This is a genomic window from Tranquillimonas alkanivorans, assembly GCF_900115595.1.
In the GTDB taxonomy this organism is placed as follows: Bacteria; Pseudomonadota; Alphaproteobacteria; order Rhodobacterales; family Rhodobacteraceae; genus Tranquillimonas; species Tranquillimonas alkanivorans.
Window position 1 is genome coordinate 11,005 of the sequence record NZ_FOXA01000026.1, and the last position, 14,886, is coordinate 25,890.

Consider the following 14,886-nt stretch of genomic DNA (forward strand, 5'->3'; position numbering starts at 1 on the left):
CAGATAGCGCGCCAGTTCAGCGGATCGGCCATCGGGGCCGTAGACGTAGGCATAGATCGTCTCGTGGCTGACCCGGACAGGAAGGCCTTCATAGCCCAGGCGACCGGCGATCTGTTCCGGCGACCAGCCTTCTTTCAGTTGCGCGACCACCGCATCGCGGAGCTCTTCCAGGCGCACCAGCTTGCGCCGTCGTGTCCGCCTGGCGTCTGCATACCGTTGCGCATTCACCCCGTAGTAGCCACTGAGGTAAGTCAGTTCGTCGTCTTCGAAGCGATTGCGGCGGATCTCGCGGTAGACGGTCGAACGGTGCCGCCCGATTTCAGCGGCGATCCTGCTCACCGGTATCTTCGCGTTCAACATTTCCTCGATGGCGCGCCGCTCGCGCAGGTCCAGCTCTACGCGGGCCAATGTCCGTTCTCCTTGCATTTCAGCAAGATAGGGGATTGTCGCAACGCAGTTTAAAATGTGCCCGCTACAACGGCGTGTTGCAACCATCCTGAAATGTCACCGCCGGTGCAAAGCAGGAATGTCACCGTGGGCGCGACGGCAGCGTAGCCTGGCAGGGCGGAGACCTCAGTTATCGCAGCCCTGGCTGGCTACGCGGGCTTCACGCTCGGCGCGTTTAAGGGCGTAGTAGGCGTCGAGTTTTGACGGTCGTCCGGGGACCGGCGCCCGGTCTTCTTATAGCCGTTGCGGGCGCTTTCCGGCTTGACCTCGGGCGGAGCCGCCGCCTGGTCAGCGATCTAATTGCGTCGGGCCACGTCCGGCGGGCGCCGAGTCAAAGCGATGCGCGCCGCACCGTCGTAGAACTTACGGCAAGGGGGCCGTGCCGCTGCCCTCGACCTGCGGGCATACAAGGTGGCCACGCTGGCCGAGTTTCTGTCCGGCTGGACGCACGAAGAGATTGAGACCTTCACACCCCTGTTCGACAAGTTCAGCCGCTGGCCGGAAGGGCGTAGGGCAGCCAAGTGAATTGACGAGAGCGCCCCCGACAAGCGTGGCCCAGAACTCTATAACAAGCCGCTGGAGGTTCTTGGTCTCTGTTGCCAAAGAAAAACATAGACGTCTAAGTTTCTGACAGATAAACGTTGTGCGAGTTGAAGAGCAGGGACCGAAGATGAGCATCAAGAACATTCTGGTTGCGCACACTGGAAGCGCAGCCTTCCCAAGCAGCCTCAGACATGCCGTACAGATCGCTGTGAGACACGACGCCTGGCTGACAGCTTTATACGGGAACACTTCCTCGTACTTCGACCAAGTGCTGGAGCTGACGGGCGACATGAAAAAGAAACTCAGTTCAGTCAGGAAGGCGAGGATCGAAGACTCGCGAAGGCTGTTTGAAGCTGAGGTGGAGGCCGCCGGCATGTCGGATCGTTCGCGTTTCTTGGAGCCTGAAGATGTTGGGAACTTATCGCCGTCAGAAGTCGGCCGACATTTCGATTTTGTAGTGACGGGATTCCATCCAAATCGTCCTGCCGACGAGTTTCGGGCCGTCAGCCCGGACATCATCGCCCTGCAAAGCGGGCGACCTGTTCTGGTGGTTCCTGACGGCTATACGGCGACCTCTCGCGCAGATCACGCTCTGGTTGCCTGGGACGGGAAGCGCGCTGCAGCACGTGCTCTGAACGACTCAATGTTCATTTTGGAAGAAAAGCCTCGGAAGGTTTCTCTGGTTACGGTCGGCAACCTCCTTCATGATTCGCCGCAGGCTATCAGCATAAAAAGCCACCTTGAGCGCCACGGGATTGAGGCGGAACACATATCTCTTCCCGAGGTGCGCCGCGGCATAGCTGGCTCGATTCAGAAGACTGCTAACGAAATTGGTGCGAAACTAATAGTTATGGGCGCCTATGAACACAGCAAGTTTTCTCAGGATATATTCGGAGGCGTGACTCATGAGGTGGTCCGCTCTACCTCCGTGCCCGTGTTCATGTCCCATTAGACCCCATGATCGGGCGGTGAGCTGACTGGGTCGGCGGCCTCTCCCGCGGCATTCTCCGTTCGAGGGTTGCGCCAGATTGGCTGGCGCCGAGCCTCAAGAATGGGGGAGAGACCACATGCAGGATAGCATATTCATCGGACTGGATGTCCATAAGGCGACCATCTCCGTCGCGATTGCGAAGGACGAGCGTGGCGGCGATGTGCGCCACTTGGGCACGGTTCCGCACAGGTCAGATCATGTCCGGAAGCTGGTGGAAAAGCTGGGGGCGAACGGAGACCGCCTCCATTTTTGTTATGAAGCGGGGCCGTGCGGATACGGCTTGTACCGGGGCACGGAAATGAGACAGCGCGCTGCGCTGGTCATGCCGCCAATCTGGCCTCCGTGGCGGCTTCGGTTGCAAGGGCTTTCTGCTCGCCCCTGATCTGATCTGGCGTCTTGTGTCCGTGCCGCTCGCGCAGCCAGGACGCATTGTACTCTGCGGCGAAGGCCGCCAAGGCCTGCCTGAGGTCCTCGACGGTCGCGAAGTGGCGGACCCAGAGAAGCTGTTCCTTCAGAGTGCGGATGGCGCGCTCGGCCACGCCGTTGCCCTCGGGCTGACGCACGAAGGCGGGCGAACTGGTGATGCCGAAGCAGCGGATCTCGTTCTGGAAGTCCTCCGCCATGTAGTTCGACCCGTGGTCATGGCGCAGCTTCAGGCCTGCGGCCACGCCCGGCTCGACGCCGCCGAAGTGCCGGGTGACCCCCTGTCGGATCGGCTCGAGCGCCTCCCATCGGCTTGCGCTGGAGGAGGCATGGGTGCCGACGAATTCACCCGAGCAATGATCGACCGCGATGAAGACGTAGGCCCGGCCCTGCGTGGTCGTGAAGGTCTGGGTCATGTCCGTGCCCCAGACCTCGTCGACCCTCTCGGTCACGATTGTCCCGTCATGGGGCCGTGCGTCCCGCTGAACTGGACGCTGCGGGGCCAGAAGGCTGTTCTCCTTCATGATCCGCCGCACTCGGCGGGCAGCCGTTCGGATGCCGCGGATCCGCAGCCGCGCCCAGATCTTCCGGTAGCCCTCCCCGGTGAAGGGAGACGACGCGATGACAGCGCGGATGCTCTCCAGGAGCACATGGTCGGGCGCCGCCCCTCTCGGTCCACGACGGCGGGGCGGCTGCGTCTCGTTGGCGGCGGCGCTGCTCGTGGTGCGGTGCCGGTACACGGTCGCTCGTGGAAGCTGCCAGACTTCACAGACCAGAGACACTCCGTAACGCCGCCGCGTGGAGATCGAGTGCGCCTGGCTCATTCCTCGACCTCCTCCGGGCCAAAGGGCGCCCGCCCTCCAGCTTGTCGATCTTCTCGTACAGCAACTCGTTGGCCATGGTGATCTCGCCCACCTTGGCCTGCAGCCGCGCGATCTCCGCGTCCCGGTCGTCCCGCTCGCGTTCCTTCAGCGCACTTTCCGCCGCAAGAAGGACGCGGTCGCGCCATTCCGACAGGCGATGGACCGGGATGTTCAGATCCCGAGATACCGCCTCAAGGCTCTCGCCCCGCATCAGCCGTTGGACCGCCGTCAGCTTGCGCTTCGCGGAGAAGCGCTTCGGGCCACCGGCCACGGCCCCGTCGTCGCCAGCGTTTGGAGCGCGCGCCGACGAGGCCGTGGCCTCCGTCGCGCCTGAGGTCGTCGTCTTCTTGTCGTCCATCTCGTACTCCTCTGGTTCAGAGAAATAGCGCTACGGACTGTCTCAAGAAACCGTGCCCCACCCCACTGCCGGTGTCCCGGGACGTCAGCGAGCGGACCCTGGATGTCTTCGTCCAGGATGTCCTTGCACAGGAATAATCCACCCATCTCCACCCTGGCCCTCCGCCGGGGTGACTCTCCTCCCAACACCAGATCTCACCGGGCCGCCTCTCGGGGCGGCCCTTTCTCTTGGGTTCCCAGAGATTCCCAAAGATTCAGAGGACGTAACCCCCTGAAAGGCAGTCCCGAATCCGACCAATGCTGCAAATCCGGTTGCGCTTGCTGCAAATCGAGTGGCGATTGCTGCAAATCCGGTTGCGCTTGCTGCAAATCCGGTTGTGCCCAATCCGCGCCGGTCGGCGCCTCGCCGGGCGCCCGTATGGCACTCTCCGCCGGGTTGTGACAGGGTGCCGCCGGGGCCGCAGAGGGACAGAGTCATGGATCGTCGGGTGGAGACGATAATCGCCCGCCTCAGGCGCGCGCTCGAGGAAGAGCGTGACGACGAGCTGGGCGAGGTGCGACAGCTCCTCGTCGCGATCGCTCTTGATCCGCGTCGCCGCCCGCTGGCGGAGGAACTGGCCCAGGCATTGAGGGACCCGTCAGGCCTCGGCGGAAACCGCCTTGCGGACCGGACGGCGCAGATGTCGGAGGTCATCAAGGAGGAGGTCGACCGGCTCGACATCGAGATGGACCGCCTGGAGGAAGCCAAGAGCGGCACCTGGAATTATCTCGTGCTTGGCGGTGCCGGAGGCAGCCTGCTGGGCTTCGCGGGCGCTCTGACCGCCGGCACGGTTTCGGTCTCCCCACCCGGTGCAGCGCTCCTCGGCATCATCGCGCTTGGCGCCTTCGGCATGCGCAAGCGCACACACCACAAGCTGGAGCAGGCACAGAAGACGAAGCAAGGGCTCGAAGCCATCGCCAGGGTCCTGGATCGCGCCGCTGCCGGCGGCTGACTGGACGCGAGAGGCCCGCACCCTTATCTTTAGGGCCTGAGATGGAGCCACGGAGGGCTGCCATGGAACTGCTTGGACTTACGACCGCAGATGTCACGCTGATCCTGATCTTCGGTGCGATGGGCGTCTACGGGTTCATCGAGCATCGTCGTATCGCGGCCGATGCGCGGCAGAACGCGTTTCGGGGACTGGAGGAAATGGTCGCCGGCTGGCGCGCGGAGCGCCCCGCACAGGACCGTCAGGATGCTCCGGCATCCGCCGCGGTGAAGAAGACCTCCTCCAAGCGTCCGTCCTGGGCAGCGGTGCAACCCGGTCTCCGAGGCGCGGCCGTTTTCGGATCGCGCGACGCAGCCATTGCCGCCGCCCGGTCGAGCGTGTCGGCAATAGAGGGGGCGGTTCGCGACGCCTCGGGCTTGCACAGGAAGGTTCATGACTTCTTCATCGGAGGCTTCGAGGAGGTTGGGCCGCGGCCGCAGATCATGGACCTGCGGGCTGATCTCGACCTTCACGATGAGGGCGATGCCTACGAAATCGAAACTCTCCTGCCTGATGTCACCCGGGAGAGTCTCGAGCTCGTCCTGAGTTCGGGCCTTCTGACGATCAAGAGCAAGCCGCTCCCAACGGGTAGCCCCTTCCATCGCTCCGTGTTCGTGCCGTCGGGGGTCGATGCCGACAAGGTCCGGGCGACCATCAGCAAGGGGCTCCTGCACGTCGTGCTTCCCAAGACGGAAGAGACGAAGCACTCGGAGAAGAGGATCGACATCATCGAGGATGATGCCTCCTCCGCCCTGTCCTGAAAGACAGACAGACAGACAGGCTGACTGACTGACTGCATCACCCTGCCCGAGGGGCGGCTTGCGCGGATTTCCCCGATATTCGGCACCGGCGATTTTTTGTGTCGGACCAATCGCACCCATATTTGAGTATAGAAGGCGGTGACGCCTGTGTGCCGAGGTCCGTCAGGGCATTGCCCTTGCCCTGCCTCCCCCTCCCATCTTTCCCTACGGACCCAGGGGTCTCCGGACTTGCCCTCCGGAGACCCGGCACTCCCCTTTCGGCGCTCTCCCTCCCCCTTTTCCCTCAGATGCTGCTCACAGGCTTACCGCAACGCGCCCTCTGGTCAGAGCCGCCTGATGAGCCTCCCGGATGCCAAGCGTTGTCCTCCGTCCCTCCCTGGGCCGGGAAACCGCGCCCGCGCGCAAACACTCCTGGCGGCCGGCCTGCGGTCCCGTCGCTTGGTCAGTGGTGGGGTAGCATCACACGGGAAACCCGCTCTCTGCGCTCCGAAGAAGATCGATCACCCGGTCCGCGCCGGCTGCCTCCTCTGACGCCTCGAGTGGGGTGCGTCCCGACAGCTTAGGGTGCGGTGTCTCCATGAACCGGACAATCATGTCCTGGTCGCCGCGATACACCCGGGCAGCAACCTCAAGCGCGCGGGCGACATCTGCCGAGTTGGGTGCCTTCTGCGTCATGCATTCATCCTACTCAGGGGAGCCCTACCGTGGAAGATGCTATTCCGCTTCAGGCCGCGGCCAGGGCTTCCTCGCAGGCGCGTCGGATAGAAAGCACGGCCTCGGCGATCCGGGAGGTTGGGCACGGCAGCGGGATCACGATCGGGCCGGCGGCGCGGCGGGAAGTCGGCGAGACGATGATCTGAGACGCGACATGTCCCGTGGGGCGGCGGACGCCTTCGATCTCGACGATCGCCGAGAACTCTCCGCTCCGGGCGCGCCTCCTGCGGCCGCGGCCGCGGGCCCAGCTCATCTTCCGCCAGGACTTCCACGGGCGGTGGGTCACGATCTGCCCGTCCCTGCCCTCCTTCGCGCAAAGGAACTCCAGCACATCGGCGGGAACGGCCGAGGCATCGTGGAGCCATTCACCACGCGCGTCGCGGCGCAGCGCAAGGCGGCAGCGGGGTCGGTGCCGGATGACCCGGACCTCCCATGTCTCGGTCCGCTGCCGACAGATCGGCGTCTCCTGGATCTCGAGCTCCGCGTCGAAGAGCGTGAAGCGGCCGAAGGCTCTGCAAACGGCCTTCGCGTCAGCATCGCCCTCAAGCCCAAGGAGGAGCGCCAGGTCTCCGATCCCGACAACCTCACCAGCATTGCTTAGGAAAGGCTGTAGGGGAGAAGCCCTGTAGGGGGAGTGCGATGTATCGCTTCTCGTAAAGGGGAGAGAGGAGGCACTCCCACCCGGGTATGCACCAATCCCCGGTGAGGGAATAGCCGCGGCCGACCCGGTCATTCTTCAATGCCAGGGGAATGCGAGGGCAATCTGAATGCTGCCGATCTCATAAGGAGGAAATGGCGCCCCATTGGAGGGGTAGCAAAGGAGCCGGCCGCACGGCTACTTCGGCCGGGGCGCCAGCCCGCCTGCCTGTTTGACTGCCTGTCTGCCTGTCTGTCTTTCTTTCGGCGGCGATTACCGGGCTATCCCCGCCCGGGCCAAATGCCGGGAAATGGCCCGTGCGCATATATCCAAGGGAGGATTTCAACCGACGCGAAGAACCAACGATGAAGCTTTCGGAAGAGACGACGATCGCAGCCGGCGAGTTTCTCGTCATCGGTCGCAGGGACGACAGCGGCGACATCTTGCGCGACAAGCTCGGGCCGGAGGATTTCAAGTCTTCGCGCCTACGCCTGTCGGACCTTTGCAAGAAGGTCCTGCTTGTCATCGCCCGTCGTGACCCGCTGCTCTACGACTTCGTCGCCGTTGTCCAGAACCACAAGCACGGGGGAGACACCCGGGGCCGCGTGGTCCTCGATCATGCGCAACTCCGCGCCTTCGTGAATGCCCACTACAGGACCGCGCGATGAAACTCAGCCAGATCGCTCCGGCGCTGCTCGCCGCCCTCTTCCTGCTGGTCGCCGGGCCTGCTTTCGCGAGCGGTCTGCAGTACGAAGATTCCTGGACCTGGCGTCAGATCGAGGGCCTCTATGACTACGCGACCGGCGCCAACGGCGCCTCCTGCCTGACCTGCGGCTTCTTCGGGTATTTCAGCGGCGCGCTGAACCTCATCAGCCAGACCGTATTCATGCTCTTCCGAGGCTACGCGCTCGTCCTGCTGCCGGTCATCGGCGGGCTGTACCTGTTGTTCCAGGTCGGCCGGGAACTCGCCGCGGGCGACGTCAAGCCGACGGCGTTCCTGATGTCGAAGCTCAAGACGATCGTGGCCTTCTCGCTGGTCGCCGTCCTTATTTCCGGCGCGCCCATCGCCTCGTTCGGCACGGGAAACACCACGCTGCACAGCATCGTGGGGCCGCTCTACCTCGACAAGGTGTTCGACCTTACGGCCGAGATCCGGGGCTCCATCGCCGATCGGATGGCGCCGGCCCAGGAGAACCTCATCACGGCTCCCCCTGGGGCCAGCTACCAGGTCCCCGCAGACAAGACCGCGATGTACCAGGCAGCCACCAGCTACCACCAGAACGAGACCATGGAGCTGGTAAAGCAGGGCTACTCCACAGCAGAAGCTCAAAGGGTCGGGTACGAGCGCACGGTTCAGCAGTATCCGGAATACGCGGATATCCGGGCAAAGCTCATCCAGAAGCAGCAGCTTCAACAGCGCATGCAGGATGCCTACGAGGCGGAATACGACCCCACGCTCGGCTGCGGCGACCTCAATCTCTCGAGGGTCGAGGATTACGTGGAGGCCGGAGTATCGGTCGAAGGTCACCGGTCCGGCGACATCGACATGGCCTTCATCCGCTCGTCGACCAGCCAGTCCTGCTTTATCGAGCGGGTGCATATCCTCGGATTCTCGACCGGTCTGAGCATCCTGACGGCCGACGCCCAGTTCGGTGACACGACGGCTGTCTACGGCAGCTACCTGATCGACGCGATGATCCAGATCATTATGGGCTTCCTGTTCATGTTCATCTTCGCAATGTCGGCCGTGTACCTGATCATGCTGGTGCTCGACATCATCGTCCGCGGCCTGGTGACCGCCGCCCTCTCCCCCGCTCTCGCGATGATGTGGCTCTTCCCGTCGTCCCGGCCCTTGGTCGGGCAGGCCTTCATGCAGCTCGTCGGCGCCATCGGCACGGCCATTGCGCTGGCGATCTCCGGAGCGGTCGCGATCACGCTGTTCTTGCAGACGGTCGATGTCTACAACATGCACGCGCAGTCCGTGGGTCCCTACGCCGATCTCCAGTACCTGCCGATCGGGCCGTCGCTGCTCGGCTACAAGGACTTCCTCGCCGCGACCCACGGCGTCGCCGTCGGGGTGCCGCGGGTTCCCCTGACATTCTCGGCGCCCTGGACCTGGTATCTACTCCTGTCGGGCCTCGCGATCCCCTCGATCGCCAAAGCCATCATCAAGATCATCGAGTCCGTTCTGAGCACCCAGAACCAGGACACCCTGGCGCAGACCGCCCTGAACACGGCGAAATCCTCGATGGCTCTCGCCCAGCAGAGCGGTCAGCTCTTCGCCATGACCTCGATTGCCGGCAGTAAGGCTATCGGACGCCACGGGGGCCGGGCGCTGTCCGACGGATGGCGCGCGGCCTTCCCCGGGGCTGGTCCGGATATCGACAAGGTCGGCGGCGGTGCTGCGCAGCGGATGTTTGACGCCTCCACCGATCTCGGCCTCAGCGACGCTCCTGCCGTGAAGGACATCGTGCCGGGGGCGAAGCAATGATCCGGCCAGCCCTTCTTCCGCGAATGCTGCTGGTGCTGCGCAGTCTGGCCGTCATTGCGCTTCTGGCGTTTTGCGGCTCACTGCCGGCGGCCGAGCCGGCCTTTGCGCAAACCGGAGGCATCTTCGACCTGCCCGACGAACTCCCGGAGCCTCCCGCGGAAATGTCGGCGGCGGAGCGGATGGTGCGCACGACCATCGGCGAGGCCATCAACATCACCGGCGGGACAGACGGCCTGTTGTATGAGGCGGCCGAATTCGGAGCCGCCGGGTTCGACTGGGTGTTCGGAACCGAAAAGGCCAAGCAGGCACGGGAGAGCTACGATTTCTGGTCGACGCGCGCGAGCGGCGGGACCGGCGTTCCTGATCCGAATACCGAATCCGACGTCCTGCGCTTCTTCAACTACGCCACCGGCGCATCCGGCCACGGCTGCTACACCTGCAGCTTCACGGCTTTCATCACTCTCTCCCTGGGTCTCGCCAGCGAGGCGGTCTTCGAGTTCTGGAGCGGACTGTCTCTCGCCCTGATTGGCGGTATCTTCGGTCTCTACGCGCTCTACCAGATCGGCCGCATCCTCCTGGCCGGCGACGAGGCGACGCCGGGCGACCTGTTCTCGATGCTCGCGAAGCGCGCCATCGCCACATCGATCGTGGTCACCCTCCTCATGGGCGCCGCCATCCTGCCGAACTCCGACAAGACCTTGTGGGATGCCACGGGCCCGCAGGTCCTCGAGGTTTCCTTCGGCCTTGGCAATGAGGTTCGCGAAGGCGCGAACGGCGTGCTCGTGGCCGCGGTCAATGGCTATGAGGCCCCGCCGGACCAGCTTTCTCCGGAATGGCGCTCTTTGATCGAGACCTACCTCGTTCAGCGCCGCACCTTCGGCGAAGAACGCGAGGGCCACATCAAGATCATCGGCATCCCGCTCCGAACGAGCTACTTCCAGGGATTCACGACAGACATTTCCGAGGTCGAAGCGACCTGGCTTTCCCTCGATACTGAGACGCGCCAGGCACTCATCCATGCCTACGTGATGTACGCCAACACCGAATACGACACCAATGACCCCACGCTCGGCTGTGGCCGGACGCACCTCAACGCGATCGCGCGCTACGCCGAAAGCGAAGGCATCAGCGATCCCGAGGCCGATCCGCGGACCAGCTTCATCGACGACATGGTCATGGTCGGCTGCATCGTCGAGCGCGTGCACGCAATGGGCATCGCCGCCGGCGCCGCCACGATCTTCGCCCAGGAGAAGGATTACGAGGACGACTACAAGATCGTCGCGAAGATGAAGAACCTCACGAACTGGATCAGTGTCGAGGGCTTCGTCAGCACAATTATCCGCATCGTCATCGGCTCCCTTCTCGTCTACGTCTTCGCCCTCTCCGCGGTCCGGATGATCTTCATGCTGGTCGACATCGCCCTGCGGGTCTTCGTCGTCGCTGCCTTCTCGCCCGTTCTGGCCGTAAGCGCGATCTTTCCCGGAACCCGCCGGTACGCCGCCTCGGCCTTCCGGATCGCACTCGGCGCCATGGCCGCCGGCGTCACCATGGCGATCCTGAACCTGCTCATCCTGGTGCTGCTCACCCAGATCGTGCCGTTCTTCAACACCTTCGTCGGCACCGACGCCTATCCCGAGGGAGAGGCTATCGCCTCCCCCACCTCGATGAGCGGCTTCAAGATGTTCCTGATGCGGGTGCTCGGCGCGGACGGGTTGATGTTCAAGTCTATCCCGATGGATGCGACGAGCCCTTGGCTCCTCGCTCTTCTCTTCGTCGGCATCACGGCCTCGGCAACATCGAAGAAGATCGAGGTGATGGTGCAGCAGTTCGTCGGTGCCAGTGGCGACAGTCCGCTCGCGGACAAGGCTGTCCAGACCACGACTTCGGCCCTCGGGTTTGCCAAGAAGTCGGGGACGATCCTCGCCACCACCGCGATCAGCGCGGTCCCGGTCGCAGGCCCGATGATTTCCGGGGCATTCACGCTCGGGTCCAAATCCATCGGCGCGGTCGGGGCGGAAATGCCCGCTCTCGCGAAGGTGGTGAAGGGTGCCGCCTCCCGCCTCAAGGTCACGCCGGAGGGCTGATTTCCGTCAGGGGCGGCCTCCTCCGCCCCTGGCCGCGAACCGCACCCGCCGGCGGCCCGGCGGCAATACCTGACAGAGATTACTGATCCGCTGCATCGAGCCGTATTTCCTCGGGAGATGCAGAATTAGCGGATCGGCCCTGATGCGAGATCTCCTCGACAAAGCGACGGAATACACCCTGGTCAAGTCCTGGAAAGAGGATGGAGACGAGTCCGCGCTCGCGCGCCTGATCCACTCATACGACCCGATGATCCTCAATGTCGCGCGGAAATTCGCGACGCAGCATATGCAGATCGATGACCTCCTCCAGGAGGGAAGGATCGGCTTCATGGCCGCGCTTTCCAACTTCGACCCGGAGCGCGGATACCGCGTCAGCACTCTCGCCAAGCCACATGTGACGAGCCACATCCAGGTGCACGCGATGGAGTTCAGGGGAACCATCCGTCTGCCTAAATCGCGCCGGACCAAGAGGATGCTTTCCCGGGTCCTGGGCGATCTTGCAATGCTCGAAGAAATGAAGGGCGCGCCCGCCACGCAGGAGGAGCGTGCCGCGATTTGCGCGCGGCACAAGTTCTCCCTCGGCGACTTCGATTCCTACCAGCGCGCCCTCAAGCCCGGGCGCAGCCTTTCCGGCGTGATCGGTGACGAGGAAACCCCGGCGACCCTCGCTTCGGATGCCGATGTCGAAGGCGACGCGCTCCGCAGCGTCGACAATGACCGGATGTTTGCCGTCCTCAAGGACGCCATGGCCGGGCTCGATGAGCGGTCAAAACTGATCGTCGTACGCCGGAACACCTCCGATGACAGCAAACCGCCGAGCTACGCGTCGATCGGATCGGAAATCGGCATTTCCGGAGAACGCGTCCGGCGGCTGGAAGCTGAAGCCCTTTCCAAGATCCGGGAGCGCCTGGCGAAAGCCGGCATCACCGGGATCGATCAATTTGCCGTCTGACGGCCATCCATGGTGGCGCAGCGCCTCTTCTCCGCTCGCTTTTTCCGAGATCAGAGAGCTGCGCTTATTTCCTCAACAGCATGACGAAACCGAAACCGGGACGCTACAGATGAAATACTCCACGGCTATCGCACTTATTGTTCTCACCTCTGCGGCTCCCGTGTTCGCCGGCGTAATGCCGGGAGAAGACACGCCGTTTTACTGGGAAACGCCGGATGGCCCCATGGCGCCTTCGGTCGACACGACCGACGATGCACCCTTGGACTCCGGCGACGCCAAGGTCGCGCCGGTGGCCGACAAGCCCAGCAACCGCATCCTCAAGGATTATCCGCTGACGGCCGCGCCCCAGAATGGCGTTCCCGAAGCCGGAAGTTCCGCCGTGTTCGAGGCCGCATCTCCGCGCCCGACGGCTGAAGCGCCGACCGGGGTCGAGCTTGTTGGCCCTGACGCTCTCGACGAGGTCGGCTCCACCGATGCACCGCACCGCCGCGCACCGATGGGTGCGGACGGCGTCATTCGCGGCGTTCAGGACAATCCCGAAGCAGAACTCCACCGCCGGGGTGGTGAAACTCCGGCCTCGGAGGCAGGCTATGCGCATCCCGATGAAATCCGGCGCGCCAATGCTCTTGGCGACTATCGCCCGCCGATCCAGAGTGTCGGCTCGAAGACGACAGTCTCCGAGGAAGTCCACGACATCGCTTCTGACGAAGCCGAGATCCTCGTCACCGACGAGGGCTGGCGCACTGAACGTGGTTCATCCCTGCGCGAAACCCTCGACGCGTGGTCCCAGCACGCCGGTTACCAGCTGATCTGGGAAGCTCCCTATGACTACGACCTGACGGCGAACGCCACGATCGAGGGCAGCTTCCTCGATGCGGTCGGCAAGACCCTCAGCGCGTTCGAGCACGCCACGCCGCCGATCCGCGGCGCGGTGTTCCCGGAGAACCAGGTGCTCGTGATTTCCACCTCCAACGAATTCAGCGGCCGGTGAACCCCATGACCAAACTTCGCTCCCTCCTTTTCGTGTGCGCCTCCGTTGCGGCGCTTTCCGCCTGCTCCAGCCAGGTCATGACGACTGCCGAAGGCCGCCTCGATCGCGACTACACCTCGGCGCAAGAGATGTCGGACATGTTCGACCGGGTGCAGACCAAGAGCGGTCCGACCAACCTCGTCGTCGAGGACGGCCTCTACCTCGGGAATGACGGCCGGCGCATCCGCACCGGCGACGCACTGCCCGCGAAGTACGAGGGCGAGTACGGTATCGTACTCAAGTCTTCGGCCCGGGTGAACGTGGTCGCCTTCGCAGAGATGGTCCACAAGGCGACCGGGATCCGCGTGATCTACGACGACCTGATGAACGCACCCAGCGGCGAAGGGTCCGTCCGGAACGACGCCGACATGTCGCATGACCCGTTCCAGAACCCCTCCTTCACCGATAACGCTTCCGCCGGGGCCGATCCGACCAGCACCCAGTTCTGGGTCGAGTACGAGGGTCCGCTCTCCGGCATCCTCGACCGCGTTGCGGCCAATCTCGGGGCCGACTGGACCTACGAGGGCGGCGTCGTGAAGCTGATCGGGCCGCAGACCCGCTCCTACGCCGTGGCGATCGACTCCTCGACCCTGAGCACCTCCTCGACGGTCTCCTCGACCAGTTCGAGCCTGCAGGTCGATTACTGGCGCGACTTCGAGGACGGGCTGAAAGCCGCCCTGCCCGACAAGAATGCCAGCTATTCGCTGAACCGAACGACCGGCTCGCTCGTGGTCACCGGCACCGATGCGACGCACGAGCGCGTTGCGCGCTTCATCGCCGGCGAGAACGACCGCCTTTCGCGTCAGGTCGCGGTGACGGTCGACATCGTCAGCTGGACGAGTAACGAGAGCGACGCTCGCTCGACCAACATCAATGCCGTGTTGAACAGCGTTCTTGAGAACTCCCTCGACCTGTCGTTCAGCAATCCCGCCGGCGTCGATGCCGTCGGCCCCCGTGTTTCGGGCTCCATCCTCGATGGAGACCTGTCCGGTACGACTGCTGTCCTCGATGTCCTGAATAGGCATGGACGCGCCAGCCTTCTCAACACGACCAGCGTGGTGGCTCTGAACAACACCCCAACCCCGGTCAAGGTCGCACAGGAGACCTCCTATGTCTCCAACGTCACCACGACGCGCGACGACGACGGCACCGCCTCGACGGACCTTGTCGCAAGCACGGTGGATTCCGGTCTCGATCTTGTTGTCACCCCGCGCATCCTCGGAGACGGCGACATCTACCTCAAGATGAGCGGCAAGCTCACTGACATCATCGACATTTCCGAGTTCTCCTCCGCGGGCAGCCAGGTTCAGCTTCCGATTACCTCGGTTTCCGAACTCATGCAGAGCGTCAGCCTCGAGAACGGACAGACGATGCTGATCGCGTCGACGAGCCGCTCCAAAGCTGACCGCGACCGCCAGGGCCCGTTCAGTCCGGCGGCCTGGGGTCTGGGCGGCCGAAGCAATGCCACCGTCGAGAACACCAAGATCTTCGTGCTCGTCCGGCCGCAGATCCTCGACGAGGACACGCAAAAAGGCCTCTTCCGCTGATGCGGGAGAGCCCTTCAT

At 63.8% G+C, this 14,886-nt stretch carries 12 protein-coding genes and 1 pseudogene; 9 read left to right on the forward strand and 4 right to left on the reverse strand.

Annotation, left to right across the window (positions count from 1 at the left end):
* Positions 1-408, reverse strand: a 408-nt coding sequence (locus BM162_RS18480; RefSeq protein WP_143096218.1) for a helix-turn-helix domain-containing protein, incomplete at its 3' end; no start/stop codon positions are given.
* Between the two features lie 709 nt (positions 409-1,117).
* Between BM162_RS18480 and BM162_RS23355 the strand changes: the two genes are divergently transcribed.
* Entirely contained in the window at positions 1,118-1,942 is an 825-nt protein-coding gene (locus tag BM162_RS23355) for a universal stress protein (RefSeq protein WP_245759336.1), read from the forward strand.
* 359 nt (positions 1,943-2,301) lie between these two features.
* Here the strand turns inward: BM162_RS23355 and BM162_RS18490 are convergent.
* Positions 2,302-3,538: pseudogene (locus BM162_RS18490) on the reverse strand (IS3 family transposase).
* Between the two features lie 562 nt (positions 3,539-4,100).
* Here BM162_RS18490 and BM162_RS18495 point away from each other — a divergent pair.
* Both BM162_RS18495 and BM162_RS18500 read left to right on the forward strand, forming a co-directional pair.
* Complete coding sequence (locus BM162_RS18495; RefSeq protein WP_093424961.1) at positions 4,101-4,616, forward strand: hypothetical protein; 516 nt, start codon at positions 4,101-4,103, stop codon at positions 4,614-4,616.
* 119 nt (positions 4,617-4,735) lie between these two features.
* Positions 4,736-5,413 carry an Hsp20/alpha crystallin family protein gene (locus BM162_RS18500; RefSeq protein WP_177215254.1) on the forward strand — a complete coding sequence of 226 codons (678 nt, stop codon included), beginning with the start codon at positions 4,736-4,738 and terminating at the stop codon, positions 5,411-5,413.
* 459 nt (positions 5,414-5,872) lie between these two features.
* Here BM162_RS18500 and BM162_RS18505 read toward each other — a convergent pair whose 3' ends face one another.
* Both BM162_RS18505 and BM162_RS18510 read right to left on the reverse strand, forming a co-directional pair.
* Positions 5,873-6,088, reverse strand: coding sequence for an MbcA/ParS/Xre antitoxin family protein (locus tag BM162_RS18505; protein WP_093424964.1), 216 nt, complete (start codon positions 6,086-6,088; stop codon positions 5,873-5,875).
* A 49-nt stretch (positions 6,089-6,137) separates the two neighbouring features.
* Complete coding sequence (locus tag BM162_RS18510) at positions 6,138-6,860, reverse strand: hypothetical protein (protein ID WP_093424965.1); 723 nt, start codon at positions 6,858-6,860, stop codon at positions 6,138-6,140.
* Positions 6,861-7,129: 269 nt separating this feature from the next.
* Here BM162_RS18510 and BM162_RS18515 point away from each other — a divergent pair, with 269 nt between their 5' ends.
* The 6 genes from BM162_RS18515 (at position 7,130) to BM162_RS18540 (ending at position 14,868) form a co-directional block, all read left to right on the forward strand.
* Complete coding sequence (locus BM162_RS18515) at positions 7,130-7,432, forward strand: hypothetical protein (protein ID WP_093424967.1); 303 nt, start codon at positions 7,130-7,132, stop codon at positions 7,430-7,432.
* Positions 7,429-9,255, forward strand: a complete 1,827-nt coding sequence (locus tag BM162_RS18520; protein WP_093424969.1) for a hypothetical protein — start codon at positions 7,429-7,431, stop codon at positions 9,253-9,255. Before BM162_RS18515 ends, BM162_RS18520 begins: the two co-directional genes overlap by 4 nt.
* Positions 9,252-11,339, forward strand: a complete 2,088-nt coding sequence (locus BM162_RS18525) for a hypothetical protein (protein ID WP_093424970.1) — start codon at positions 9,252-9,254, stop codon at positions 11,337-11,339. The genes BM162_RS18520 and BM162_RS18525 overlap by 4 nt, the downstream gene beginning before the upstream one ends.
* 142 nt (positions 11,340-11,481) lie before the next feature.
* Positions 11,482-12,291, forward strand: coding sequence for a sigma-70 family RNA polymerase sigma factor (locus tag BM162_RS18530; RefSeq protein WP_093424972.1), 810 nt, complete (start codon positions 11,482-11,484; stop codon positions 12,289-12,291).
* 109 nt (positions 12,292-12,400) lie between these two features.
* Positions 12,401-13,282: a toxin co-regulated pilus biosynthesis Q family protein gene (locus tag BM162_RS18535; RefSeq protein WP_177215255.1), complete on the forward strand. Its 882-nt coding sequence runs from the start codon at positions 12,401-12,403 to the stop codon at positions 13,280-13,282.
* 5 nt (positions 13,283-13,287) lie between these two features.
* Positions 13,288-14,868 carry a secretin GspD/PilQ domain-containing protein gene (locus tag BM162_RS18540; RefSeq protein ID WP_093424975.1) on the forward strand — a complete coding sequence of 527 codons (1,581 nt, stop codon included), beginning with the start codon at positions 13,288-13,290 and terminating at the stop codon, positions 14,866-14,868.
* Positions 14,869-14,886: the final 18 nt, after the last annotated feature.

Excerpts from the sequence above, each read along its gene's own strand:
- BM162_RS23355 (WP_245759336.1), top strand. The coding sequence starts at position 1,118 with ATGAGCATCAAGAACATTCTGGTTGCGCACACTGGAAGCGCAGCCTTC.
- BM162_RS18495 (WP_093424961.1), top strand. The coding sequence starts at position 4,101 with ATGGATCGTCGGGTGGAGACGATAATCGCCCGCCTCAGGCGCGCGCTC.
- BM162_RS18500 (WP_177215254.1), top strand. The coding sequence starts at position 4,736 with ATGGGCGTCTACGGGTTCATCGAGCATCGTCGTATCGCGGCCGATGCG.
- BM162_RS18505 (WP_093424964.1), bottom strand. The coding sequence starts at position 6,088 with ATGACGCAGAAGGCACCCAACTCGGCAGATGTCGCCCGCGCGCTTGAG.
- BM162_RS18510 (WP_093424965.1), bottom strand. The coding sequence starts at position 6,860 with ATGACCGGGTCGGCCGCGGCTATTCCCTCACCGGGGATTGGTGCATAC.
- BM162_RS18515 (WP_093424967.1), top strand. The coding sequence starts at position 7,130 with ATGAAGCTTTCGGAAGAGACGACGATCGCAGCCGGCGAGTTTCTCGTC.
- BM162_RS18520 (WP_093424969.1), top strand. The coding sequence starts at position 7,429 with ATGAAACTCAGCCAGATCGCTCCGGCGCTGCTCGCCGCCCTCTTCCTG.
- BM162_RS18525 (WP_093424970.1), top strand. The coding sequence starts at position 9,252 with ATGATCCGGCCAGCCCTTCTTCCGCGAATGCTGCTGGTGCTGCGCAGT.
- BM162_RS18530 (WP_093424972.1), top strand. The coding sequence starts at position 11,482 with ATGCGAGATCTCCTCGACAAAGCGACGGAATACACCCTGGTCAAGTCC.
- BM162_RS18535 (WP_177215255.1), top strand. The coding sequence starts at position 12,401 with ATGAAATACTCCACGGCTATCGCACTTATTGTTCTCACCTCTGCGGCT.
- BM162_RS18540 (WP_093424975.1), top strand. The coding sequence starts at position 13,288 with ATGACCAAACTTCGCTCCCTCCTTTTCGTGTGCGCCTCCGTTGCGGCG.